Below are 24,797 nucleotides of genomic sequence, written 5' to 3'. Positions count from 1 at the left end.
TGACGAGTAAGATCTAGGGGAGACCTTTCGTGGGCACCGCAAAAAACCTCGCCTTCTGGGCTGTGCTGCTGCTGCTGATCGTGGCGCTGTTCAACCTGTTCGGCGGTTCGAACTCGGCTCTGCAGAGCCAGTCCAGGCCCTATTCCACCTTCGTGCAGGAGGTTGACGACGGCTTCGTCACTTCGGTCACGCTGGACGGGGAAAAGGTCCTGTATCGCGGATCCGACGGCAAGGATTACGTGACCATCAAGCCGGCCGATGCCGAGATCACCAGCGAACTGATCGCGGACGGCATCCCGGTGACCGCCAAGAGCCAGGAAGAGAACGGCTTCCAGGCCTTCATCATTTCGCTGCTGCCGATCCTGCTGCTGATCGGCGTGTGGATCTATTTCATGAACCGCATGCAGGGCGGCGGGAAGGGCGGGGCCATGGGCTTCGGCAAGTCCCGCGCCAAGCTCTTGACGGAAAAGCAGGGCCGCGTGACCTTCGACGACGTCGCGGGCATCGACGAGGCCAAGGAAGAGCTGGAAGAGATCGTGGAATTCCTGCGCAACCCGCAGAAATTCTCCCGCCTGGGCGGCAAGATCCCGAAAGGCGCGCTGCTGGTGGGCCCCCCGGGCACCGGTAAGACGCTGCTGGCCCGCGCCATCGCAGGCGAGGCCGGCGTGCCCTTCTTCACCATCTCCGGCTCCGACTTCGTGGAAATGTTCGTGGGTGTGGGCGCAAGCCGTGTCCGTGACATGTTCGAACAGGCCAAGAAGAACGCGCCCTGCATCGTCTTCATCGACGAGATCGACGCCGTGGGCCGCCATCGTGGCGCAGGCTACGGCGGGGGCAACGACGAACGCGAACAGACGCTGAACCAGCTGCTGGTCGAGATGGACGGTTTCGAGGCCAACGAGGGTGTCATCATCGTCGCCGCCACCAACCGCCGCGACGTGCTGGACCCGGCGCTGCTGCGCCCCGGACGTTTCGACCGCCAGGTGACGGTGCCGAACCCCGACATCAAGGGCCGCGAGAAGATCCTGGGCGTGCATGCCCGGAAAACCCCGCTGGGCCCCGACGTCGACCTGCGCATCATCGCGCGCGGCACGCCGGGCTTCTCGGGCGCGGACCTGGCCAACCTGGTGAACGAGGCCGCGCTGATGGCCGCCCGTGTCGGCCGCCGCTTCGTGACCATGGTCGATTTCGAAAACGCCAAGGACAAGATCATGATGGGCGCGGAACGCCGCTCGATGGTCATGACCCCGGCGCAGAAGGAAATGACCGCCTACCACGAAGCCGGTCACGCCATTGTCGGCCTGACGCTGCCGAAGTGCGACCCGGTCTACAAGGCGACGATCATCCCCCGTGGCCAGGCGCTCGGCATGGTGATGTCGCTGCCGGAAATGGACCAGCTGAACTACTTCAAGGATGAGCTGGAAGAAAAGATCGCGATGACGATGGCCGGCAAGGCCGCCGAGATCAAGAAATGGGGCGAGGAGCATGTCTCCAACGGCCCGTCCGGCGACATCATGCAGGCGTCGAACCTTGCGCGCGCCATGGTGATGCGGTGGGGCATGTCCGACCGCGTCGGCAACATCGACTACCAGGAGGCCGCAGAGGCCTTCCGCGGGGGCGGTGCCGGGGGCTTCTCCATCTCGGCCCAGACCAAGGAAATGATCGAGTCCGAGGTCAAGCGCATCATCGACGAAGGCTACCAGGAAGCCCGCCGCATCCTGGAAGAGCGCGAAGAGGAATGGGAACGGCTGGCCCAGGGCCTGCTGGAGTATGAGACCCTGACCGGCGCGGAGATCGAGCGCGTCATCCGGGGCGAACCGCCCCACGCCGATGACAGCGAAGACGACAAGAGCGATACCTCCGGGTCCGCCCCCTCTGTCGCCTCGATCCCGAAGACCAAGCCCAAGCCCAAGGCGGGTGGCGGCATGGAGCCCGAACCCTCCGCCTGATCCGCGAGGGGAGAGATCTGAAAGGCCGGTGCGAAAGCGCCGGCCTTTTGCTTTTGGCGGGCGGCGGCCTCCGGCGGGAGTATTTGGGCCCGGTGAAAGAGCAGGGGCGCGCCGAAACGGAGACCGCGCGCTGATGGAGACCGGGCGCTGATGGAGAACGGCCAGGCGCCTTTGGGAAAGTCGGCCGCTTCGATGCGCCGACCTGGTCTTTGACTGGGCTGAAAATACTCCGGGGGGAGACGCGCGGCACGCGCGGCGGGGAGCAGCGCCCCCCTCCCTCGGCGTGACTTGCAGTTGGCCCGCAATCCGGGGAGGATCGCTTCGAGCTGCAAACGGAGAGTGCCATGCCCGCCCTGATCGCCACCGAGTACACCGCCCGCATCACCTGGCTCGGCACCGTTCCGGACCGGGAGGCGGGGTTGCCCTCTGTCCCGCGGGACCGGCTGGAGCTGGGGTTCGCCGGACCGGTGGGGGAGGATCACGGCGGGCTGACCCGGCCCAGCTGTTCGCGGGTTCTGGCCCAGTATCCCACGCGGGGCACGCAGATCCGCAACGTACGACAGCTGACCATCCTTTCGGCGGAGGATCTGGCGAAGATCGCCGCGGGCTGCGGGTTGGAGGCGTTGGATCCGGCGCTTCTGGGGGCGACCATGGTGATCGAGGGCATCCCCGATTTCAGCCATGTGCCGCCGTCGTCCCGGCTGCAGGGCACGGGCGGTGCCACGGTGACCGTGGACATGGAAAACCGCCCCTGCCTGTTGCCCGCGCGGGAGATCGAACAGGTCCTGCCGGGCCACGGCAAGCCCTTCAAGCGCGCGGCCCACGGGTTGCGCGGTGTCACCGCCTGGGTGGAGCGCGAAGGCGCGTTCGAGCTGGGCGAGGAGCTGCGCCTGCATATCCCGCATCAGCCGGTCTGGGCGCATCTGGACCGTGCCTATGCGGATGCGCGCGACTGATCCGCCCGGTGGCCTGCCCGGTGGTCCGCGGGGGCAGGGGGCGATTTGGCCATAAAAAACCGGCAGATGCGAGGGGCACCTGCCGGCAAGTCAGACTGAGTTCGGGGGAAAGTCGTCAGGCGAAGAGCGCCACGGCCAGCACCAGGGTGGCGGCGAAGCTCGGGAAGACGACGAGGGCAGCGGATCTCATGTTCTCTCTCCTTGGCAGCGGTGAGTAATCATCCGTATGGGGAAGTAACGCGCCGTATGGTTAATAAGTTCCGCAGTCTTTTTCACTTTCCCGGCCGGGGCGCCAGTATGGAATACCCGACCGAATGGAATGCCTGTCATGTCGCTTTTTCATGACGGGCGCCAGGTGTGTCCGGCCCGGGGCGCGGGCGGGCCTTGGCAGGAGCGGGGTTGACGCTAGGGTGCGGGGGCGCCGTCCGCGAAGGGATGGGCGCAGAAAAGGAGAGGTCCATGCCCCAGCCCAGTGACATCGAGATCGCGCGCGCCGCCCGCAAGCGCCCCATCGGAGAGATCGCCGCCCGGCTGGAGATCCCCGGCGAGGCCGTGCTGCCCTATGGCCGCGACAAGGCGAAGATCGACCGGGACTTCCTGTCGGGGCTGGGCGACCGGCCACGAGGCAAGCTGGTGCTGGTCACCGCCGTGACGCCGACGCCTGCGGGGGAGGGCAAGACGACCACCACCGTGGGCCTGGGCGACGGCCTGGCGCGGATCGGCGAGAAGGTCGCGATCTGCCTGCGGGAGGCCTCGCTTGGCCCGTGTTTCGGCATGAAGGGCGGTGCGGCGGGCGGCGGCCATGCCCAGGTGGTGCCAATGGAGGAGATGAACCTGCATTTCACCGGCGATTTCCACGCCATCACCAGCGCCCACAACCTGCTGGCGGCGATGATCGACAACCACATCCATTGGGGCAACGCGCTGGACATCGACGCGCGCCGGGTGGTCTGGCGCCGGGTGATGGACATGAACGACCGGGCGCTGCGCGATATCGTGGTGTCGCTGGGGGGCGTGGGCAACGGCTTCCCGCGCCAGAGCGGCTTCGACATCACCGTGGCGAGCGAGATCATGGCGATCCTCTGCCTTGCGACCGACCTGGGCGATCTGCAGGCGCGGCTGGGGCGGATCATCGTCGGCTACACCCGCGACAAGCGTGCGGTGACGGCGGCCGATCTGAAGGCCGATGGGGCCATGGTGGTCCTGCTGCGCGAGGCCCTGCAGCCGAACCTGGTGCAAACCCTTGAGAATACGCCCGCTTTCGTTCACGGCGGGCCCTTCGCCAATATCGCCCACGGCTGCAATTCCGTCATCGCGACGGAGACCGCGCTGCGGCTGGCCGATATCGTGGTGACCGAGGCAGGCTTCGGCGCCGACCTCGGCGCGGAGAAGTTCCTGGACATCAAGTGCCGCAAGGCCGGGCTGGCGCCCGATGCCGCCGTGCTGGTGGCGACGGTCCGGTCGCTGAAGATGTCGGGTGGCGTGGCCAAGGGGGATCTGGGTGCGGAGGACGTGGCGGCGGTCGAACGCGGCTGCGCCAACCTTGGTCGCCACCTGGAGAACCTGCGCGGCTACGGCCTGCCGGTGCTGGTCGCGGTCAACCGTTTCGACGGCGACACGAAGGCGGAACTGGCGGCGCTGCGCGCCTACGTGGAGGCGCAGGGCGCCGAGGTGTTCCTTTGCACCCACTGGGCAGAGGGCGGCGCGGGTACCGAGGCGCTGGCGCGGCGCGTGGCCGAGGTGGTGCGCGCGGGCGAGGCGGAGTTCCGGGTGCTCTACCCCGACGACATGGGCCTGATGGAGAAGATCGAGGCCGTGGCGACCCGCATCTACGGCGCCGAGGGCGTCGATGCCGATCCGAAGATCCGCGCCCAACTGGCGGAGTGGGAGGCGGCGGGGTTCGGCGACCTGCCGGTCTGCATGGCCAAGACCCAGTACAGTTTCAGCGCCGACCCCACGCTGCACGGCGCGCCCGAGGGCTTCCGCGTGCCGGTGCGCGAGGTGCGGCTGTCGGCGGGCGCGGGCTTCGTCGTGGCGATCTGCGGGGAGATCATGACCATGCCCGGCCTGCCGCGCCACCCGGCAGCCGAGGCAATCGGCCTGAACGTCGAGGGCGAGGTCGAGGGGCTGTTCTGAGGTAGGAAAGATCACCGGTTGGATCGGAGAAAGGCGCGGAATCTGAAAGTTTCGCGCCTTTCTGCGTGGTGATGCAGAGTCACTTTCTCAACTTTTGAGGGCGGGAGAGGTACTGGCAGGATCGCCGCAGCTTTGGCGCGGAATACCATGGAAAGCCAATTCACTTTCCTGCTTGTCGGGCCCGCGGGCACGTCGTCACGATTCTCTTTTTGAGTCCTGAGAGCAGGTTAGCCGCGATTTTCCGGTCGGGGTGCGGAAATGTCCGGAAAGGGGAATCCGGGATCAGCGGCGCGGCATCGGGATCGGGCGCGCTGCGGGCCCGGTGAGGATGGCCAGGGCGCCCGGCGCCATCAGCGAGGAAAGCACCGGATCACGCGTGCGCAAGCCGCCGGTATAGGTGCCGAAGGCGGGCAGGATCAGCCGCCTGGCATCCAGCAGGAAGCAGGGCCGGGACGGGCCGGACCGGGTGCCCGCCTTGGGGTGATAATGGCCCGAGACCTCTCCCACCGCGCCAGCTTCGGCGATGTGGCGGAAGGTGAGCGGGCCGAGCGCGAGCTCTGCCAAGTGGTCCCCGCCCAGGTCGACGGGACCCGGATCGTGGTTGCCCTCGATCCAGCACCAGCGCCGCCCGGCCTGGAGGCGGGCGATCCAGAGCCGGTCCTTCGCGGGCAGGGCCCGGGCGGCGGCATCATCGTCGAAACTGTCGCCGAGGCAGACCACGGTGGCGGGGTCGAGCTGTTCGACCTCCGCTTCGAGCCGGGCGAGGGTGTCCTGGGTCTCATAGGGGGGCAGGGCGGTGTAGGACCGGCGCGCGGCACGTTCGGCCTTGCCCAGGTGCAGGTCGGAGACGCAGAGCAGCCGTTCCGCGCCCCACCAGAGCGCGCCGGAGGGCAGGGCCAGCAGCGCGGCCCCCGCAAGGGTGAAGGCGTATCCGTTCATGCTGTGTTCTTGCCAAGGGGAGAGGGCGAAGGCAAGGGGGCGCTGCCCCCCGCCGCGCCTTTGGCGCGACTCCCCCCGGAGTATTTCGGGCGGGTTGAAGCATGGGAGGCGGTGCCGGACTGGCTGGCCTCGTTTTGCCGTGGAGGGCGTGCACGCTCTCAGATGAAAAGTAGGTCGCCCGAGGGGCTGGCCCCGGGTCTTCAACCCGCCGGAAATACTCCCGCCGGAGGCCATCGGCCGAGAGGCCGATACCCCTCTGGTCAGGCGAGGCCGGCTTCCTGCATCAGGCGTTCTGCTTCGGCCTCTTCCAGGCGGGCGCGGGCCTCTCCCTCCACCGGGACCTTGCCGACCTCTAGGAAGAGGGGCGCGGCCAGGGGCGTGACGCGGGGCAGGCGCAGGTGGTCGATGGCGGTGGTGCGGGCCAGCATTTCCTCGATCCGGCCGAAGTCGACGAGGCCGCGCATGGCTTCCTCGCGGGTGATCCGCATCAGCAGGTGGTCGGGGTCGTAGCGGTGCAGGGTGTCGTAGAGGATGTCGGAGGAGAAGGTCGCCTGGCGGCCCGATTTCTTCGCCTGGGGCGTGTTGCGGTTGATCAGGCCCGCGATGGTGGCCGAGGCGCGGAAGGTGCGTTTCATCACCGCGTTGCCCGCCAGCCAGCCGTCGAGCCCGTCGCGCAGGGCCGTGGCGTCGAAGAGGGGGGCGGGGTCGGTCACGTGTTCCAGCCCCCAGATCAGCGTGGCGTAGTCGGTGGCGACGAAGCCTAAGGGGGCGAGGCCCATCTCCTCCATCCGCTTGGTGAGCAGAAGGCCCAGGGTCTGCATGGCGTTGCGACCCGCGAAGCCGTAGGTGACGAGGTGTTGCCGCCCGTCGTGGGGGAAGCTTTCGCAGAGCAGCCGCCCGGGTTCGGGCAGGCGGGAGACTTCCCGTTGCAGGGCAAGCCAGTCTGCCGTGGCCGTGGGGAGTTCGGGCCATGTCTCCTGCTGAAACATGCGCAGGATGCGGTGGGAGAGCTGGGTGGAGGTGGCGAACTTGGTGCCGGAGAACACCGCCACCTTGGGTTTGCGCCCCGGATCGCGGGAGACCTCCACCGTCATTTCGCGCAGGGATTCATAGCGCACGATGCGGCCGCCGATGAGGAAGGTATCGCCGGGGGTGAGGGAGGCGGCGAAGGCTTCCTCGACCTCGCCCAGGGGTTTGCCGCCGCCGCGTTTCAGCCGGACCTTGAGGGTGTCGCTGTCCTGGATCGTGCCGATGTTCATGCGGATGATCTGGGTGGCGCGGGGGTCGCGCAGCGCCCAGGTGCCGTCGGGGCGTTGCTTCAGCCGCTGCCACTGGTCGTAGGCGCGGAGCGCGTAGCCCCCGGTGGCGACGAAATCGAGGCAGGCGTCGAAATCGGGGCGGGGGAGGGCGGCATAGGGGCCAGCGGTCGTCACCTCGGCATAGAGCGCGTCGGCGTCGATGGGGCCTGAGCAGGCGGCGATGAGGATCTGCTGGCAGAGCACGTCGCGGGGGCCCGGGCCGCGCGGGTCGCCGTCGAGGTCGTTGTCCTTCACCGCTTCCAGGGCTGCGACGCATTCCACCACCTCGAAGCGGTTGGCGGGCACCAGCAGGGCCTTGGAGGGCGCGTTGTAGCGGTGGTTGGCGCGGCCGATACGCTGTACCAGCCGTTTGACGTTCTTGGGCGCGCCGACCTGGATCACGAGGTCGACGTCGCCCCAGTCGATGCCCAGATCCAGCGAGCCGGTGCAGACCACGGCGCGCAGGCGTCCCTGCACCATGGCCTTTTCGACGCGTTCACGCTGCACCCGGTCGAGGGAGCCGTGGTGGATGCCGATGGGCAGGCCGTCGGTATTGGCCATCCAGAGGTTGTGGAAGAAGATTTCCGCCTGGGCGCGGGTGTTGTGGAAGATGAGCGTGATGCGGTGCTGGCGGATCTGGTCGAGCACCGCCGGAATCGCATAGGCGCCGCCGCCACCGGACCAGGGCGGCGGCGCGGAGGTTTCCAGCATGGAGATGTCCGGCGCGGGGCCGGGATCGGCCTGCAGGATGGCGCAGGGGTCGGGGTGGCGGGCGAGGAAGCGGGCCAGCGCGGGCGGGTCTTCGACGGTGGCCGAAAGCCCCACGCGGCGCAGGCCGGGGCAGAGGGTTTCGAGGCGGGCCAGCGCCAGCATGAGCTGATCGCCGCGCTTTGACTCGGCCAGGGCGTGGATTTCGTCGACCACGACGCGCTGCAGCCCGGCGAAGATGCGGGGGGCGTCTTCGTAGGAGGTCAGCAGGGCCAGGCTTTCGGGCGTGGTCAGCAGGATATGGGGCGGGTCGGCGCGCTGGCGGCGCTTGGTGGTGTAGGAGGTGTCGCCGGTGCGGTCCTCGATGCGGATGGGCAGGGCCATCTCTTCGACCGGGGTTTGCAGGTTGCGGCGGATGTCGGCGGCCAGTGCCTTCAGCGGCGAGATGTAGAGGGTGTGGAGGCCGTCATGCCCGCCGTCGGCCAGTTCCACGAGGGTCGGCAGGAAGCCCGCGAGGGTCTTGCCGCCGCCGGTGGGCGCGATGAGCAGGAGCGACGGGTCGTCCTTGCGCGCCAGCATGTCCTGCTGATGCGGGTGGATCTGCCAGCCCCGGGCAGAGAACCAGTCCTGGAAACGGGCGGGGAGGGTCATGGCACAGAGATAGGCGCGCAGGGGCGGCTTGGCGAGGGGTGACGGCGCGGGCAGGGCGGGGTAGCGAGGGGAAAACGGAGGATGGCATGAGAGCAGAGGATTTCCCGGACCGTGACCTGGCCTGCGCGCTGATCCCGCATGCGGTGGATCCGGCGGTTGCGGACGGGGCGCATGACGGCGCGCATCTGCTGCGGGTCTGGCGCAATGCGGCGCGGATCGCGGCGGTAGAGGGGGGCGAGCTGCGCATCCTGCAGGCCGCCGTGCTGCTGCATGATTGCGTCTGGGTCGACAAGCGGTCGCCCGACCGGCCGCGGGCGTCGCGGATGGCGGCGGAGAAGGCCGAGGGGCTGTTGGCGGAGCTGGGATGGGACGCGGAGGCGCGGGCGCGGGTCTGCCATGCCATTGCCGCGCACAGCTTTTCGGCAGGCATCGCGCCGGAGACCCTTGAGGCGCGGATCCTGCAGGATGCCGACCGGCTGGACGCCATCGGAATGATCGGCGTGGCGCGGTGTTTCTACGTGGCGGGCATGAGCGGCCGGGCCATTCACGACAGCGCCGATCCGGCGGCGAAGGATCGGCCGCTGGATGACGGGGCCTTCGCACTGGACCATTTCGAGGTGAAGCTTTTGCGGCTGGCCGAAGGGTTCACCACGGCGGAGGGGCAGAGGATGGCCGCCGCACGCCATGCGCGGCTGGCGGCCTTCCGGGAGGCCCTGCTGGAGGAAGTCGGCTGAGGCCGGTGCCTCCCCCGGCGCCCTGTCGGGGCCGTTCGGGGGGCTTCCCTGCTTTCCAGGCGATGGCCTTTCAGGCAACTGGAGTTCAGGCGTCTCCGGTCTTGTCCAGGCCGTCCTGATCCGGGTCGTCGGCGGTGCCGAGCTGTTCGCGCAGTTCCGCGATGGTGGGATCGAAACGGGTCTGGCCGCGTTCGGCCGCTTCGTCGGACCAGTTGGAAAAACGGTCGAGCAGGGGGATGAAGCGGTCCACCTCTTCGGAGTCCCAGCCCTTCAGGTAGTCGCCCAGGATCAGGAATTTCAGCGTACGCACCGCATCCACCGTGACCCGGCCCTTTTCGGTCAGTTCGACAATGGTGCGCCGCGCGTCCTGCTGGCTGACGCCGCGCAGCAGGTAGCCCTGTCCGATCAGGTCGGACACGAGGCGGGAGGCCCGGGAGGGGTCGATCGACAGGCGGCAGGCAATGGTGGAGACCATCGTCTCCCCCTCTTCCTGGCCGAATTCGTTGGAGGGGGCGCGGGTCGCCATGAGCACGTCAAGCTTGGGCAGGTCGATGTCCAGCTGCAGCCGGTCCAGGGCCATGCGGCCCAGTTCGCGGCGCCCGACGCGGCGGCGCCAGCGTTGCAGGATGGCGTCGATTGCCAGGGCGTGACGCGTCGTGCCCTCTGGAATTCCCGATTTGGCGAGGAGTGAAACGAGATCCTCTTCACGCGTACCGATGGGTCTACCCTCCGAATTTGTCCCAATAGCTGGCCCGGCAGATGGTCCCTTGCCGTGTCCAGTGCCGTGTGTCGGCTGGCCCTTCGGGCCTTATGTTCGTTGTCTTGTCATATGCGTGCTGTTGACATGTATATGCCATTTTCATATATGAGACGTAATCCAGTTTAGCAAGGCGGCGATCCCCCTGTCATTACACAGTCGGCGGAACGGGCTGCCCGACCGCACGAAAAGACGACAGATATGACAACGCAGACCAGCGGCGCCACGGCGGCGCCCGCCCGACCCGATGCCGATCTTGGCCTTCCCGATCCGAAACTGCGCCGGGTGACGATGATCACCGTGGCGCTGACGCTGTTCCTTGCCTCCACCGGGCAGAGCATCGTGTCGACCGCGCTGCCCGATATCGTCAGCGACCTGGGCGGGTTGAGCTATATCACCTGGGTGGTGACGGCCTATCTGCTGGCCTCGACCATCGGGGCGCCGATCGCGGGCAAGCTGGGGGACATGTACGGCCGCAAGATCGTGCTGCAGTTCGGCATCGGGATCTTCCTGGTGGGCGGCTGGATTTCGGGCGTGGCCTGGAACATGCCGGTGCTGGTGCTGGGGCGGATCGTGCAGGGTTTTGGCGGTGGGTCCCTGATCGTGGTGTCGATGGCCGTGGTGGCGGACCTTCTGCCGCCGCGCGAGAGGGCCAAGGCGCAGGGCATGCTGTCGGGCGTCTTCGGGGTGTCGACGGTGCTGGGGCCGCTGGTGGGCGGTTTCCTGGTGCAGACGGCGGGCTGGCACTGGATCTTCTTCGTCAACATCCCCTTCGGCGTGGCCGCCTTCGTGGTGCTGAGCCGGGTGCTGAAACGCCCGACGGAGCGTGTGAAGCACAAGATGGATTACCTCGGCGCGGTGACGCTGATGGCGCTGCTGTCGTCGGTGGTGATCGTGGCGAGCCTGGGCGGGTCGACCCTGCCCTGGGGATCGAGCCCGATGAACGTGCTTCTGGCGGTGGTTGCCGTCGCGTTGGTGGGCTTCATCTGGGCCGAGGCGCGGGCGGCGGAGCCGGTCCTGCCGCTGTCGCTGTTCCGGATCCGCAACTTCCTGGCGGCCAACGGGGTCAACTTGCTGATCGGCATGGCGATGTTCGGCACCATCAGCTTCATCCCGATGTTCCTGCAGGTGGTGAAGGGCGTGCCGCCGGCGGAGAGCGGGGTCTACATGATCGCGATGATGGCCGGGCTGATCGGCATGAGCATCACCGCGGGCCGGGTCATGACCTATACCGGGCGCTACAAGTTCCTGCCCAATATCTCCACCGTCATCCTGGTGCTGGCGCTGCTGATGATGTCGACCATCGGGCCGGAGACGCCGCTGTGGCAGATCACGCTGAACCTGTTCTGCGTGGGCCTTGGCATCGGGCCGACCATGGCCGTGGGCGTGGTGGCGATCCAGACCTCCGTCCCGCGTGAGCACCTGGGCGTGGGCACGGCGAGCGCCAACATGTTCCGCCTGACGGGCGGATCCGTCGGGACCTCTGTCTTCGGGGCGATCTTCAACCACGGGCTGGGCGTGCATGTGCAGCCGCTGCTGCCCCAGGTGGAACGGGTGCAGGACATCACCACGACGCTGGTCGCCGGGTTGGAACCGGCGGTGAAGGCCACGGTGGTCCAGGGCTTTGCCGATGCGCTGCAGCCGGTCTTCCTGGTGGGGGCCGTGGCGGCGGGCCTGGCCTGCATCGCCAGCCTGTGCCTGCAGGAAAAGCCGCTGGATGGCGGCCGCCCCACCCTGCGCAACTCGGAGCCGGAAGAGGGCACGGGCCTGGCCCCGGCGGAGTGACACGCCCTTTGCCGGGCCTTTCGGGGTTCCGGGGGTGCGTAGACAAGAAAACGGGCCTGCCCCCAGGGGCGGGCCCGTTTGCGTAGGGGGTTAGATCGGGGGGCGCGTCAGCGGGTGATCTGTTCGTCCCGGACGAACATGTTGGCCCAGGCGCGGTCGATCAGCTGCGGGGTCATCTGGTTCGGGATGCCTTCGAACTGGCAGATGGAGATCATCTGGTCGATCAGGAAGACCGGCTGGTAGTTGGCGAAATTGTTGCCGATTTCCGGGTACCTGTTCTTCAGCAGGTGGCGCAGGGCGGCTTCGGACAGGGGCATCTTCTTCTTCTTGGCGACGAGGGCGAAGATCTTCAGGAAGTTTTCCTGGGTCGGCCCGTCGATCTTGATCTTGAAGAAGATCCGCCGCAGGGCCGCCTGGTCGAAGATCTCGTTCGGGTGGAAGTTGGTGGAGAAGATGACGAGCGTGTCGAAGGGCACCTCGAACTTCTCGCCCGATTGCAGGGCGAGGATGTCCTTGTTTTCTTCCAGCGGGACGATCCAGCGGTTGACCAGCGACTGCGGCGGTTCCGCCTGCCGGCCGAGGTCGTCGACGATGAAGACCCCGCCTGCTGCCTTCAGCTGCAGCGAGGCCTGGTAGGTGCGCGCGACGGAGTTGTACTTCAGGTCGAGCATGTCGAGGGTCAGTTCGCCCCCGGTGATCACGGTGGGCCGTTCGCAGCGCACGTAGCGGGCATCGTAGCGGTCCGCGGACAGGCGCAGCTGGTTGGGATCCTGCGCCTGCTCCTCGGCCGAGGAATGGACGATGGGGTCGAAGACGGTGATCACCTGGCCCGAGTATTCCACCGCGCGGGGCACGTAGATCCGATCCCCGATCGCATCGCGGATCCCGTTGGAGATGGAGGATTTACCGTTGCCGGGCGGGCCGTACATCAGGATCGACCGGCCGGAGGTGATCGCGGGGCCGAGGTTGGAGATCAGGTCGGGCGGCAGGATCAGGTGGCCCATGGCCTGTTCCAGCCGGTCCCGGGTCAGGGCGATGTTGCGCACCGACTGGCGGGCGACCTGTTCGCGGTAGATCTCCAGCGGGACGGGCATGGCGCCGAAATATTCCGACTGCGCCAGCGCATCCAGCGCGCGTGCCCGGCCATTGTCCGTCAGCTGGTAGCCCATTTCGGCGGAGGCGGAGGCCGACATGTTGCCCGTCGCTTCCAGCAGCAGCTGTTCGCGGCACAGATCGACGAGTTCCTGGGTCACCGCCACGGGCAGGCAGACGGCCTGCGCCAGTTCCGTCACCTTGTCGATATTCTTGCGGTACATCGTCTTGATGACGATATCGCGCATCATGACAATGGACAGGCGCATGTCCTGCAGGGTGCGGGGCATCGGGGGCGGCGTGACGCCTTGCGTCTGCGGTTGCATGTTCATGGTCGCGGCTTCTCGTGTCTTTCGGGCATGTGTAGCCTGTTTCCGCAGTGTTTTCAGTCAGAAAAGCGGTGCATTGGAAAAAGGCTCTGCCTAGAGTGCAGCAAAAAACACGAGGGCAGAATGAATAAGGCAGAGACGCGCAGATTCTGGGGCATATTGGTCGCGGTTCTTCTGGTGGAGGCGGTGCTGATCATCGCCGGCCGCGGGGTGTTCCGGTTCGACTACCACGAGGGTGACACCCTGCATATGGTGGCGCTGATCCTGCGCAGCGCGGCAGGGCAGGTGGCGCACCTGGATTACTCCACTCCGATCGGCGAATGGGCCTTCAGGCCCTTCGCGCTGATGCTGCAGCTGTTGCGCGGCGGCGGGGACCATGCGGTGGCCGATCCCGAGGGGCTGGGCCATGCCCTGCGGTGGGGGCAGTGGGCGGTTTCGCTGCTGCTGGCGCCCGCGATCGGCTGGGTCTGCTGGAGCCGGTTCCGGTTCTGGCCCGCCGTGGCGCTGGCGGTGCTGACGCTGATGTTGCCGGTGGCGCTGCTGCCGGGGGGCACGGATACGCCCGGGGGCACCGACACCGCGCTGACCCTGTCGATGCATTACAACCGCTGGGCCTGGGCGCTGACGATCCCGGTGCTGGCGATCCTGCTGTTGCCGCCGGACCAGGGCCGGGCCGGGGACTGGGCCGATGCGACGATCCTGGGCCTGGCCATGGGCGTGCTGGTGATGGTGAAGGTGACCTACGTGGTGGCGCTTTTGCCGGGCGCCGTGGTGGGGCTGCTGATCTCCGGCCGGTCGCGGGTGCTGCTGCGGGGGGTGCTGCTGGGGCTGGTGCCGCTTGTCCTGGTGACGCTGGAACATGGGGTGGGCTACTGGCCGGCCTATGTGACGGACCTGCTGACGGTGATGTCGTCGACGCGGACGCACCCGGGGCTGCCGTTCTTCCTGACGATCTTTTCGCCCAGTTATACCCTGGGCACGCTGGCCGTCATCGGGGCGGTGATGCTGTTGCGGACGATCCCGGGGCGGCGCCAGATGCGGATCACGCTCATGCTGCTGGTGCCGGGGCTGATGTACATCACCTACCAGAACTCGGGCAATGATCCGCTGTGGCTGGCGCCGCTGGGGATCTGCCTGCTGGGGCTGCCGGGGCCGGTGGCGGATGCGGATCGCGAAAGGCTGCTGCGGACCCTGGGCGGGGTGATGCTTTTGCTGATCGGGCCGCTTCTGCTGAACCTGGTCTACAGCCCGCTGCGGCCGCTTCTGGCCAAGCCCGCGCCGTCGCTGGCCGCGCTGCCGGGGACGGAGGACCTGCGCGTTGCGGACCGGATGTGGCGGCGCAGCCAGACGCGGCAGTACCTGATCCCGGCGGAGGAGGAGAGCACGACGATCCAGCTGCCGAAGGAACAGCAGGAGGGCGGGGCCCTGCCGCCGTCGGAATTCGCGGGGGCGCCCTTGCCGCAATGTGCCCAGCAACGGGGCCTGTTGCGCTACCTGGCCACCAATGCCGAGCGGCTGAAGGCGGGGGGCCATATCACCGACGGGCAGCAGCCCTACGTGGCCGACCAGTTCGCGCTGGAATGGCTGTTCGCCGGTTGGGATCCGCTGCCGGGGGGGACGCCCTGGTACTACACCGGGCTGCCGGGCTACGAGGCGGCAAGTCACCTGCTTGTCCCGCTTTGTCCGGTCGACGTGGGCAAGCGCAAGATGATCCTGGATCAGATCGACCCCGCGACGCTGACCCTGGTGGAGGAAGACCCGCTTTACCGGCTCTACGAGATCCGGCGCTGATCGGAAGGCCCGCCGCGAGCGGGCCTTTTCATGCCGCCCCGGCGCCCTGTCCGGACCCGGGCCCGGCAGGGATCAGGCGATGGCCAGGAAAAGGTAGGCGGCCAGGGTCGCCCCGAGGGGGAAGCCCATGGGAAAGTCGCCGTCGCGCGTCCAGCTTTGCCATGTCGGGACCAGCCGGCGCAGGGCGGTGTGCCGGGCGATCCGATGGGTGGCGAAGCCCGCCAGCAGCAGGGCGCAGAAGAGCATGAGCACGAACATCGCGTCGGCGGGATCGACGAAGGGCGCCGCGGCGGCGATGAACTTGGCATCGCCCGCGCCCATGGCACCGATGCCATTGGCCAGCACCCCGAGCAGCAGCACCACGAAAAGGGTCAGCACCCGCCAGCCGTAGACGTCGAGCGGGTAGAGGAATGGCCCCAGCAGCACGAAGACCGCCGCCAGCAGGGTGACCGCCCGGTTGGAGATCCGCATCGCCGACAGATCGGTCCAGGCGACGTGGAAGCAGATCGGCCAGACGAAGGGCGCGAAGACCAGGGCCGTGTGCGCGGACAGGGCCACCTCCGGCTGCAGGAACGGGGGCATGCTCATCCGGTCAGACCCGCCAGATCAGGCGCCTTCGAGCGCGCGCAGGGAGCGCACGGCCTCTTCGAAGTGCTGGGGGTGGGTTTCGATGGCTTCGCGCAGCAGCGCCTTGCCGGTCTCGATATCGCCCTGCTTGACGGCGGCAAGGGCGAGGGTCTGCAACAGCTGGGCGCGTTCGATCTGGGTCATCTCCATCACGGGCAGCGTGTACTTGCGCTGTGCGCCCCGGGCGAGAACCATGTTGTTCTTGGCGGTGAAGAGGGTCGGATCCTGCTGGATCGCCTCTGCGAAGAGCTGTTCGGCATCGGCGAAATCGCCGCGCGTCAGCTTGGAGTACCCCCAGTTGTTCAGCACGCCCGCGGGCTTCGTCGTCAGGCCGGCGGCGATTTCGTAGAAGCTGTCGGCCTTCTTCCATTCGCGGTTGCTGTCGGCGACCATCGCTTCGAGCCGGTAGCGCTTGTAGGTTTCGAAGGTGGGCGGGATGGAATCCAGCGTCGCATCGGCGGTGGTCCAGTCGCCCGTGCGGATCAGCGCATCGGCGTAATCGACGCGGTCCTCGTTGGTGGCACGGGGATCGGCGGCGACCTCTGCCCAGACCTTGACGGCCTCATCCGCCCGCTTGGCGCGGATCAGCGACTTGCCCAGCCCGCGCTTGAGCTCCAGCTTTTCGGGGTTTTCCTTGGAGGTGCGGGTGAAATAGGCCACCGCCTCGTTCGGGTCGCCCACGGTCAGCATGACATCCGAAAGGTTGCTTTCCTCGATCACGTTGACCGTCTGGAAGGCGCGCTCCACCTCCTTGTCGGTCTGATCCGCGCAGGCGGAAAGCGCCGTGATGGCGGAGAACGACACGAGGAGCACGGCCCTGCGGGACCGCGTCACCGGCTGACGCTGGAGGAAGTGGCGCATCTTTGCGTCCTTTGCACTGCTCGTCCTAATCCTGGTCCGTGTCGCGGATCTCGTAGAAACCTTGCCCGCTGTGCACGACCTGGAACTCTTGTTCTTGGTCAGGATCATAGGGTCTTTCCCCCAGCATGGCGAGCGCCAAGCGCAGATTGTCCCGAATTGCGTCACTTTCGCCATTGTCGAGGGCATAGGCGCGCCGCAGGATCGCCACGGCTTCCTGGATCTCCCCCTTGCCGATCAGGACCAGGCCGAGGTTGTTCCAGATTTCAGGTGGCGTGTCAGGGGCTTCGGCCGCACGGCGCAGCTGTTCTTCGGCCTGGCCAAGACGGCCGAGCTGCAGGTTGGCGGTGCCGATGCCGGCGTAGATTTCGGGGGTCAGCCCGTGGTCCAGCGCGGCCCGGGTGTAGGCGTCGATCGCCAGTTCGTATTCGCCGGCGGCCAGCAGGCGTTCGCCCACCACCAGACCGTCCACGGCTTCGCCCTGCGGGTCGATGCCGGGCGCATAGGGCGAGGAAAGGTCGATCTGGTCACTGCCCGTGCCCACGCAGGCACACAGCAGCAGGGGCAGGGCAAGCAGGGAGAGCGGCCGGAAAGGGCGGCAGCAGGGCATGAAGGCTCCGGATCGGGGGGCGCCCGGGCGCAGTTACTGGCCGAGCTTCTCGATGTTCACGATGGAGGGGCCGACGAGGATGATCAAGAGCGGCGGCACCGTCAGGCCCATGGTGGCCAGCGTCATCTTGGTGGGCAGCTTGTTCGCCTTTTCCTCTGCCCGCATGACGCGCTTGTCGCGCATTTCGGCGGCGTAGACGCGCAGCGCCTCTGCGATGGAGGTACCGAAGGTGGCCGACTGGATCAGCACGGTCACGAAGGAGGAGATGTCGGAGACGCCGCAGCGTTCGGCCATGTCCTGAAAGACCGCCGCCTTGTCCTTGCCCGCCTTGATTTCCCAGCTGACCATTTCAAACTCATCGGCCAGGTGTTCGTAGGAGGCGCGCAGTTCCTTGGCCACCCGGATGATCGCCTGGTCGATGGACTGGCCCGCCTCGACGCAGACCAGAAGCATGTCCAGGCTGTCGGGGAAGCCTTCCTCGATCTGCTGCTTGCGTTCCTCCAGCCGCTTGTTGACCCAGTACTTGGGCAGGTAGTAGCCCGCCGCGCCGGGGCCGAGGATGTACATCAGCGTCTTCTGGGTGTCCGGGTCCGTCTGGGCGACGAAGAGCGTGAAGTAGATGGAGCCTGCCGCCAGCCCCAGCAGGCCAAGCGCGAATTGCGCGAAGTAGAAGTAGCGCACCGAGTCCTTGGAGCGGTAGCCCGCCTGCAGCAGCTTCAGCTTGATGGCCGAATATTCTTCCTCGTTCTGCGGTTCGAGGAAGTTGGAGTAGCGTTCCAGCCGCTCGTTCGCCTGCTTGGCGCGCAGGGCTTCGCGGTTGCCGCTGGCCTTGGCGCTGCTGCTGTCGTTGGAGGCCTTCAGCTTGTCCAGCGGATCATCCTTCTTGTTCAGGATGAAGGGCAGGGTCGCCAGGATCAGCACCAGCCCCAGGCCGCCGACGGCATAGAGCGGCCCTGCGGGGCCGAAGCTGTTGGTGAGGAACTGCATGATGGCTTGCATGTTCTTGCTCCTTGAAGGGGCCGGTCCGAAGGGGCGGGGCTGGTTGGATCAGACCTTGATGTTCACCATGCGCCGCATGATGAAGAGGTTCGCCGTCAGGAAGACGGCCACGATGATGCAGCAGGGGATGAAGTACTTGTGGTCGAGGACCGCGTCGTAATAGTGCGGATCGGCGACGAGCGTCAGGATCAGCGCGATGACGGGGAACCCCGAGAGGAACTTGCCCGACCACTGGGCCTCTGCGGTGATGGCCTTGACCCGGCGGAACAGCTTGAAACGGGCGCGGATCACCTGGGCCAGGCCCGCGAGGACCTCTGCCAGGTTACCACCCGACTGCTGCTGGATGGTGACGGCGACAGCGAGGAAGCGCAGATCCTGCAGGCCGATGCGGTCTGCCATGTCCTTCAGCGCCTCGCCCATGTCGCGGCCGTAGGAGGCTTCGTCCGCGACGATGCCGAACTCGGTCGCCAGCGGGTCCTGCACTTCCTTGGCGACGATGCCGATGGCGGAGGAGAAGGGGTGGCCGACGCGCAGGGAGCGCACCATCAGTTCGACGGCATCGGGAAGCTGTTCCTCGATCATGCCGATCCGCTTGGCGGCCTTCTTGTTCACCCACATGTAGACGGCGCCGATGCCCATGCCGATGGCGATCACCGCGCGCACGGGCACGGCGGTCTGGGTGCCGATGGACAGGCCGATGAAGGCCACGACCGAGAGGCCCACCATGATCATGATCAGCTGGTTCGGGGTGAAGGCGATGGCGGCCTTCTGCGCCTTTTCGGCCAGCAGGGAGTAGAGCGGGATTTCCCGCGAGGCCATGTGCAGTTCCATCTCCTTGCGGAGCTTTTCCAGCACTTCTTCGCGGTTGGAGCCCTTTTCGAGCATTTCCAGCCGGCGGTTGACCTTCTTGTTGAGGCTGATCGACTTGCCGAAGACCGTCAGGTAGAGGCCCTCGACCAGGCCGAAGACGGCCACGAAGATCAGAATGTAGACGATTGGATCCATTGCGATGGACATCATCGGGCTTACTCCCTTGCCGGTTCGAAGATCTGGGGCGGCAGATCGTAGCCCCACATCTTGAAGCGTTCCGAAAAGTGGCTGCGGACACCGGTCGCGGTGAAGTGGCCGATGATCTTGTTTTCCGGCGTCAGGCCGGTGCGCTGGTAGCGGAAGATCTCCTGCATGGAGATGACCTCGCCTTCCATGCCCGTGATCTCGGTGATGGAGGTCATGCGGCGGGACCCGTCCTGCAGGCGCGAGGCCTGCACGATGAGGTGGACAGCGCTGGAGATCTGGGCGCGGCTGGCCTTCAGCGGCATTTCGATGCCGGCCATGGCGATCATGTTTTCCAGACGCGAGATGCCGTCGCGGGCGGAGTTGGCGTGGATCGTGGTCATCGAGCCGTCGTGGCCGGTGTTCATGGCCTGCAGCATGTCGATGACTTCCTCGCCACGGGTTTCGCCGACGATGATGCGGTCGGGGCGCATCCGCAGGGCGTTCTTCAGGCAGTCGCGCGGCGTCACCGCGCCCTTGCCTTCGACGTTGGGCGGGCGGCTTTCCATGCGGCCGACGTGGGTCTGCTGCAGCTGGAGTTCGGCCGTATCCTCGATCGTCAGGATCCGTTCGGAGTTGTCGATGAAGGACGAGAGCGCGTTGAGCGTCGTGGTTTTGCCGGAGCCCGTACCGCCGGAGACGATGACGTTCAGGCGGCAGGCGACGGCGGCCTGAAGATAGGCGGCCATTTCCTCGGAAAAGGCGCCGAACTTCACCAGGTCGTCGATGCCCAGCTTGTCCTTCTTGAACTTACGGATGGAGACGAGCGAGCCGTCCACCGCGATCGGCGGCACCATGGCGTTGAAACGCGATCCGTCCTTGAGACGGGCGTCGACATAGGGGTTCGATTCATCGACACGCCGGCCCACGGCCGAGACGATCTTGTCGATGATGCGGAAGAGGTGCTTTTCGTCCTTGAAGGTGACATCCGACAGCTCCAGCTTGCCGGAGCGTTCGATGAAGATCTGGTGTGGGCCGTTGACCAGGATGTCCGAGATCGTGTCGTCCTTCAGCAGGCTCTCAAGCGGGCCGAGGCCCTTCACCTCGTCGTAGAGTTCCTGGGAGAGCAGAGCGCGTTCGTCGCGGTTGAGGACGATGCCCTTTTCCTGCAGCACCTCGGTGGAGATCGCGTTGATCTCCATCTTGAGGTCGTTTTCGGCGGCGGTTTCCAGCGCGGAGAGGTTCAGGTTGTCGAGCAGGGCGCGGTGCAGCTCCTGCTTGATTTCCAGCATCCGTTCCTTGCGCTTGCGGCTGCGGTCCGCCGCGACGGGTTCGGCCGCGGGGGCGTTCGGCTGCGGCTTGCGCATGACGCGGGGGGCATCCGCGCGGGAGGGAACGGGGGCCGGCGCCGGGGCGGCTGCGGGTTTCGGTACGGGGGCGGGCTTGGGCCGCGGCGCTGCGGGCGCGGATCCGGCCCCGGAAGCGTTCCGGGCCGGAGGGGTCGCAGCGTCTTTCTTGTACCGTGAAAACATGACTTATCCTTGGGTCTTACGCTTCTTCCGCCTCGGCGGCGTAGTCGAGTTCCAGCAGGGACTGGGCCATCTTCTGGATCTCCTTGCGGAGCGGGTTCTTGGGCGCGGCCGATCCCAGCGGCACCCCGTGATCCGCCCCCTGCGTGACCTGGCGGCCACCGTCGGGGAACTGCACCTCGATCGCGATATCCAGCGTTTCCGCCAGCCGCTTCACCCGCTGGCGACCGGACAGGTCCGTGCCCTTGGGCGCGCGGTTCAGCACATAGCGCAGCTTTTCAAAGGGCAGGTCCTCTGCCTGCAGGGCCCGCTTGAGACGTTGGGTGTTCTGGGCGGAGCGCATGTCCATCTCGATCAGGGCGAAGTAGACCTGAGCTTCGTTCAGAACAGTTTCCGTCCACTGAACGACCGTCTTCGGCATGTCGATGACGACGAAGTCGAAGTGCGAGCGGGCCATGTCGATGATGCGCTTGATGTCGTCGGCCGTCAGCAGGTCGAGCGGCAGCATCTCCGTCGGGGCGGTGAGGACGGAAAGCCGGTCCTCGAACCCCAGGAGGGCCTGCTTGAAGACATCGGCATCCATCGCCTCCGTATCCGACAGCAGTTCGTAGACGGCTTCGCGGCGCGGCAGGTCCAGGTAGGTGCCGATGGAGCCGTACTGCAGATCGAGATCGAGCACGCAGACCTTGGGCTTGGGCTTCTCCCCCTCGCGCTTGCGGGCGCGGCGGGAGGGTTTGGCGGTGGAGCCGGCGGAAAGTTCGTAGGCCAGGTTCACGGCGAGCGTCGTGGCCCCCGTGCCGCCGGCCAGGCCCTGGCAGACCAGAACGGCGCCGTTGCGGTCGCCCTTGCCGCCGCCCGTGCGGGCCACGATGTGGCCGTCGTGTTCGGGTTCGGGTTCCGGCTCGGGTTGCTGGACGCGGCTGATCGCGGCGGCCAGCTCGTTCTCGGGCAGGGGATAGGGGACAAACTCGTCCGCGCCCTTGCGCAGCAGTTGGTGCAGGGCCGCGGGGCTGACATCTTCGGCGATCAGGATCACCTTGATGCCCCGGGCGCGGGCCTGGGTGATGACCTCTCCCAGCAGGGCGAGGTTTTCCTCGTCCTCCGCGTCGATGGCCATGGCAATGAACTCGAGCGTCTCTGCCTCGGGCTGACTGAAGAACATCAGGGCTTCGGCGAAGCCCAGATCGCCCCACTTGTCACCCATGACGGCTTCCATGTCCTCGATCAGCAGCTCGAACCCGTCCGGCTCCCGCCGGATGGTGCATGCAACGATCGGGCTGGGATCAGCCTGTAGAGTCGCAGATGCGCTCATTGTTTCACTACCTCTCACTTCGCTGCGGCCCGGTAACCATACCCGCCTTGGAGCGGGCGCTTATGGGACTGGCGGCCCCGGGACGACTCATATCTTCCGCAGCGATCCATGGTCGAAACTGCGGGTCAAGTTGGGCGACAATACGGCCAAAAAACCGAATTGTTGCGGATTTAGCGCCGGGTTCTCCGGCGCGCCGGGTTGGGAAAACCGGCGGAAATCAGGGGGTTCCGGGGGGCTGACCGGGCAGCGGCACGTTCCGGGCGCATTCGCGCCGCACAAGGGTCCGAACATGGGGCCGAACATGGGTCCGATCCGCTGGCGGGCAGGCCCCCATTCAGGGGCGCCGGGGATCGCGCCGGTTCCGCCGCAGGCTCCACCGGTCCCTTGCCGCTGATGCGGCCCGGGTCCGGCGGTCCGCCGCATTATTCCGAGCCGCCCGAGTCGATGCCGGAAATGGCCCCGCCGGTCAGGGTCGAGCCGACCGCCGCGCTTTCCACGTAGTCGCGATAGACGATCTGCGCGTATTTGCCATCCAGCACGTTGGGGTGGCGGCTGACGAAGCCCGACACCTCTGTCACCGTGCGGCGGTTCTGGCGTTCCGGTCCCTGGGTGTAGATCAGCGGCTGGGTTTCCCCGAAGGAGGCGACGGCCTCCAGCCGGGAGCGGCTGATGCCCTGGGACACGAGGTAGCTGACGACGGCCTGGGCGCGCCGCAGGCCGAGGCTCTTGTTGTAGGCGTCGGAGCCGACGAGGTCGGTGTGGCCATAGACGCGGAAGCGCACTTCGGGGAACTGGCGGATCCAGGCGGCCTGCTTCGACAGGACCTGCATGGCGGCCGGTTCCAGCCGGGCGGAGTTGAAGGCGAAGTTCACCGTCGTGGGCACCTGCTGCGCGAAGCGGCCGTTGAGGTCGACGACGTAGTCGCGTTCGCCGGTCTGGACCATGGTGTTGGTCATCGTGGCATTGCCGAAGTCGGACCGGTCGACGATGGCGCCGGCCTCCTTCGTGAAGGTGGAATAGCCGTCGCTGGTGCAACCGGCGAGAAGCGCGGTGGCCAGCAGGACGGGCAGGGGGCGGAAGGGCCGGGACATCTGGGTACTCGATACGGACAGGACGCGGGAAAGACGGGGGGGGAGGGGCCTGGGCGTGAAGGTCATCGGGCCATCACTCCATCACGTAGCCGTAGGACCCGCTGAAGTCCTGTCGGGCCACTTCGCCGGCGGCGCCGGACAGGCTGGATCCCTTTTCGCTGGCGACTTTGCCGAACAGGAAAAGATCCTTTTCCGACGGGGGTTTGACCCGGTCGGTGGGCAGGGCCAGCGCCTCTCCCCGGGTGGGGGAGACGAGATGCGCGGTCACGATGATCACCAGTTCGGACTGGTTGCGCTGGTAGTCGGCGCTGCGGAAGAGCGCGCCCAGCACGGGGATGTCGCCCAGCCAGGGCAGCTGGCTGCTGCTGTCGGTAAAGTCGTCCTGCAGGAGGCCGGCGATGGCAAAGCTTTCGCCGTCACGCAGTTCCACGGTGGTGGAGGCCTCGCGGCGGGTGAAGGCATCGATGCTGAAGCCGTCGACCTCGTATCCGTTCGAACTGTCGATGGCGGAGACGGCGGCGGAAAGCTCCAGGTTGATCACGCCCTGGTCGACCACGCGGGGCACGAAGTCGAGCTCGACCCCGAAGGGTTTGTATTCGACCGTGATGCCGGAGTCGGAGGAGGAGACGGGCACGGGGTATTCGCCGCCGGCGAGGAACTTGGCTTCCTGGCCGGACAGCGCCGTCAGGTTGGGTTCCGCCAGGGTGCGCACGACGCCCTTGGATTCCAGCGCCTCGATCAGCATGCCGACCTCGACCGAGCCGACGTCGAAGCCGAAGAGCATGGCGCCCTGGTTGTCGTTGGAGGAGGGCAGCGTGCCGCCGAGCAGGTTGGTCTGGCCGGAGCTGTTGCTGCCGCTGCCCGTCCCGCCCGAAAGCCCCAGGCTGCCGCCGAAGGCGCTGCCGCTGACACCGAGGGAGGAGGACAGGGACTTGGAGACCGAGCGCTGCATTTCCGCGAAACGGACCTTCAACATGACCTGCTGGGTGCCGCCCACGGACATCAGGTTGGACACGCGATCGGGGGCGTAGCGTTCGGCCAGGTCCAGTGCGCGCTGCATCTTCGCGGCGGAGGAGACCACGCCGGAGAGCACGATGCCGTCATTGGCGGTGCGCACTTCGATCTTCTCTCCGGGCAGGATCTGCTGCAGCCGGGCCTTGAATTCGGTCACGTCGGCGGTGACGACGACGTCGACATTGGTGATCAGCTGGCCCGCTGCGTCGAGCAGGGTCAGCGTGGTGATGCCCGGGCTCTTGCCCAGCACGTAGATCGACCTGTCGGAGAGGGAGGAGATATCGGCAATCGCGGGGTTGGCGATGGAGAGCTCCGCGAAGGGCACGTCGCTTTCGACCACAACGGCCCGGTTCATCGCTACGTTGAGATCCGAATCGGCGCTCTGGTTCACCACGCGCAGCTGGTCTGCCATGGCGGGATCCGGCAGCTGGAAAGCCAGTGCCGTGGCGCCCAGCAGGGCGACCTTGAGTAAGCGAACGATTGTCATGTGACCTGCCTCTCGGATCACGGGCCGTCCGGGTCTGACGCCCGGTATTGCCGATCATCCTGCTTCAATTCCGCTTTTCATGCAAGAATCAATGATTTCCGTACCAAAGTGGATGTGGATAAACCGCAACAGGCGGGCAGCAGGTGATTTGG

General features: G+C 66.8%; 19 protein-coding genes. 6 read left to right on the top strand and 13 right to left on the bottom strand.

What is annotated here, in order from left to right; translation table 11 throughout:
• The first annotated feature begins 29 nt into the window (after positions 1-29).
• The 3 genes from ftsH (at position 30) to AC2IR1_RS17725 (ending at position 5,041) form a co-directional block, all read left to right on the top strand.
• The gene (ftsH, locus tag AC2IR1_RS17735) at positions 30-1,949 is read left to right on the top strand and encodes an ATP-dependent zinc metalloprotease FtsH (RefSeq protein WP_486473295.1); all 1,920 of its coding nucleotides are present in this window, start codon (positions 30-32) and stop codon (positions 1,947-1,949) included.
• Between the two features lie 344 nt (positions 1,950-2,293).
• Positions 2,294-2,905 carry an MOSC domain-containing protein gene (locus AC2IR1_RS17730; RefSeq protein WP_486473294.1) on the top strand — a complete coding sequence of 204 codons (612 nt, stop codon included), beginning with the start codon at positions 2,294-2,296 and terminating at the stop codon, positions 2,903-2,905.
• Positions 2,906-3,364: 459 nt separating this feature from the next.
• Positions 3,365-5,041, top strand: a complete 1,677-nt coding sequence (locus AC2IR1_RS17725) for a formate--tetrahydrofolate ligase (RefSeq protein WP_486473293.1) — start codon at positions 3,365-3,367, stop codon at positions 5,039-5,041.
• Between the two features lie 282 nt (positions 5,042-5,323).
• Here AC2IR1_RS17725 and pdeM read toward each other — a convergent pair whose 3' ends face one another.
• Together pdeM and AC2IR1_RS17715 are read right to left on the bottom strand one after the other, a co-directional pair.
• Positions 5,324-5,980, bottom strand: coding sequence for a ligase-associated DNA damage response endonuclease PdeM (pdeM, locus tag AC2IR1_RS17720; protein ID WP_486473292.1), 657 nt, complete (start codon positions 5,978-5,980; stop codon positions 5,324-5,326).
• Positions 5,981-6,240: 260 nt separating this feature from the next.
• The gene (locus AC2IR1_RS17715) at positions 6,241-8,637 is read right to left on the bottom strand and encodes a ligase-associated DNA damage response DEXH box helicase (RefSeq protein WP_486473291.1); all 2,397 of its coding nucleotides are present in this window, start codon (positions 8,635-8,637) and stop codon (positions 6,241-6,243) included.
• Between the two features lie 86 nt (positions 8,638-8,723).
• Between AC2IR1_RS17715 and AC2IR1_RS17710 the strand changes: the two genes are divergently transcribed.
• A complete protein-coding gene (locus tag AC2IR1_RS17710) occupies positions 8,724-9,371 on the top strand; it encodes an HD domain-containing protein (RefSeq protein ID WP_486473290.1) in 648 nt (215 codons plus the stop codon).
• An 85-nt stretch (positions 9,372-9,456) separates the two neighbouring features.
• On the opposite strand, the gene AC2IR1_RS17705 is transcribed toward AC2IR1_RS17710, so the two are convergent.
• Positions 9,457-9,951 carry a MarR family winged helix-turn-helix transcriptional regulator gene (locus AC2IR1_RS17705; RefSeq protein WP_486473289.1) on the bottom strand — a complete coding sequence of 165 codons (495 nt, stop codon included), beginning with the start codon at positions 9,949-9,951 and terminating at the stop codon, positions 9,457-9,459.
• Between the two features lie 378 nt (positions 9,952-10,329).
• Between AC2IR1_RS17705 and AC2IR1_RS17700 the strand changes: the two genes are divergently transcribed.
• Positions 10,330-11,913, top strand: a complete 1,584-nt coding sequence (locus AC2IR1_RS17700) for an MDR family MFS transporter (RefSeq protein ID WP_486473288.1) — start codon at positions 10,330-10,332, stop codon at positions 11,911-11,913.
• 107 nt (positions 11,914-12,020) lie between these two features.
• Here the strand turns inward: AC2IR1_RS17700 and AC2IR1_RS17695 are convergent, their stop codons facing one another.
• The gene (locus AC2IR1_RS17695) at positions 12,021-13,337 is read right to left on the bottom strand and encodes an ATPase (RefSeq protein WP_486473287.1); all 1,317 of its coding nucleotides are present in this window, start codon (positions 13,335-13,337) and stop codon (positions 12,021-12,023) included.
• A gap of 120 nt (positions 13,338-13,457) precedes the next feature.
• On the opposite strand from AC2IR1_RS17695, the gene AC2IR1_RS17690 reads away from it, so the two are divergent.
• On the top strand, positions 13,458-15,125 hold the full coding sequence (locus AC2IR1_RS17690; RefSeq protein ID WP_486473286.1) for a hypothetical protein: 1,668 nt from the start codon (positions 13,458-13,460) through the stop codon (positions 15,123-15,125).
• A gap of 72 nt (positions 15,126-15,197) precedes the next feature.
• On the opposite strand, the gene AC2IR1_RS17685 is transcribed toward AC2IR1_RS17690, so the two are convergent.
• From AC2IR1_RS17685 to AC2IR1_RS17645, 9 genes are all read right to left on the bottom strand, one after another.
• Positions 15,198-15,713, bottom strand: coding sequence for a prepilin peptidase (locus AC2IR1_RS17685; RefSeq protein WP_486473285.1), 516 nt, complete (start codon positions 15,711-15,713; stop codon positions 15,198-15,200).
• An 18-nt stretch (positions 15,714-15,731) separates the two neighbouring features.
• A complete protein-coding gene (locus tag AC2IR1_RS17680) occupies positions 15,732-16,613 on the bottom strand; it encodes a tetratricopeptide repeat protein (RefSeq protein ID WP_486473284.1) in 882 nt (293 codons plus the stop codon).
• Positions 16,614-16,638: 25 nt separating this feature from the next.
• Positions 16,639-17,220: a tetratricopeptide repeat protein gene (locus tag AC2IR1_RS17675; protein ID WP_486473283.1), complete on the bottom strand. Its 582-nt coding sequence runs from the start codon at positions 17,218-17,220 to the stop codon at positions 16,639-16,641.
• Between the two features lie 33 nt (positions 17,221-17,253).
• The gene (locus tag AC2IR1_RS17670) at positions 17,254-18,219 is read right to left on the bottom strand and encodes a type II secretion system F family protein (RefSeq protein ID WP_486473282.1); all 966 of its coding nucleotides are present in this window, start codon (positions 18,217-18,219) and stop codon (positions 17,254-17,256) included.
• Between the two features lie 48 nt (positions 18,220-18,267).
• Entirely contained in the window at positions 18,268-19,236 is a 969-nt protein-coding gene (locus AC2IR1_RS17665; protein WP_486476435.1) for a type II secretion system F family protein, read from the bottom strand.
• A gap of 8 nt (positions 19,237-19,244) precedes the next feature.
• Complete coding sequence (locus AC2IR1_RS17660) at positions 19,245-20,744, bottom strand: TadA family conjugal transfer-associated ATPase (RefSeq protein WP_486473281.1); 1,500 nt, start codon at positions 20,742-20,744, stop codon at positions 19,245-19,247.
• 16 nt (positions 20,745-20,760) lie between these two features.
• Positions 20,761-22,053: a CpaE/TadZ family protein gene (locus AC2IR1_RS17655; protein WP_486473280.1), complete on the bottom strand. Its 1,293-nt coding sequence runs from the start codon at positions 22,051-22,053 to the stop codon at positions 20,761-20,763.
• A 422-nt stretch (positions 22,054-22,475) separates the two neighbouring features.
• Complete coding sequence (locus AC2IR1_RS17650) at positions 22,476-23,144, bottom strand: OmpA family protein (protein ID WP_486473279.1); 669 nt, start codon at positions 23,142-23,144, stop codon at positions 22,476-22,478.
• Positions 23,145-23,217: 73 nt separating this feature from the next.
• Positions 23,218-24,645: a type II and III secretion system protein family protein gene (locus AC2IR1_RS17645; protein ID WP_486473278.1), complete on the bottom strand. Its 1,428-nt coding sequence runs from the start codon at positions 24,643-24,645 to the stop codon at positions 23,218-23,220.
• Between the last annotated feature and the right edge of the window lie 152 nt (positions 24,646-24,797).

Source organism: Pseudooceanicola sp. NS-SX8, from assembly GCF_057380755.1.
Note: the sequence above shows the minus strand (reverse complement) of the source record. Positions and strands in the feature narration are given on the sequence as shown.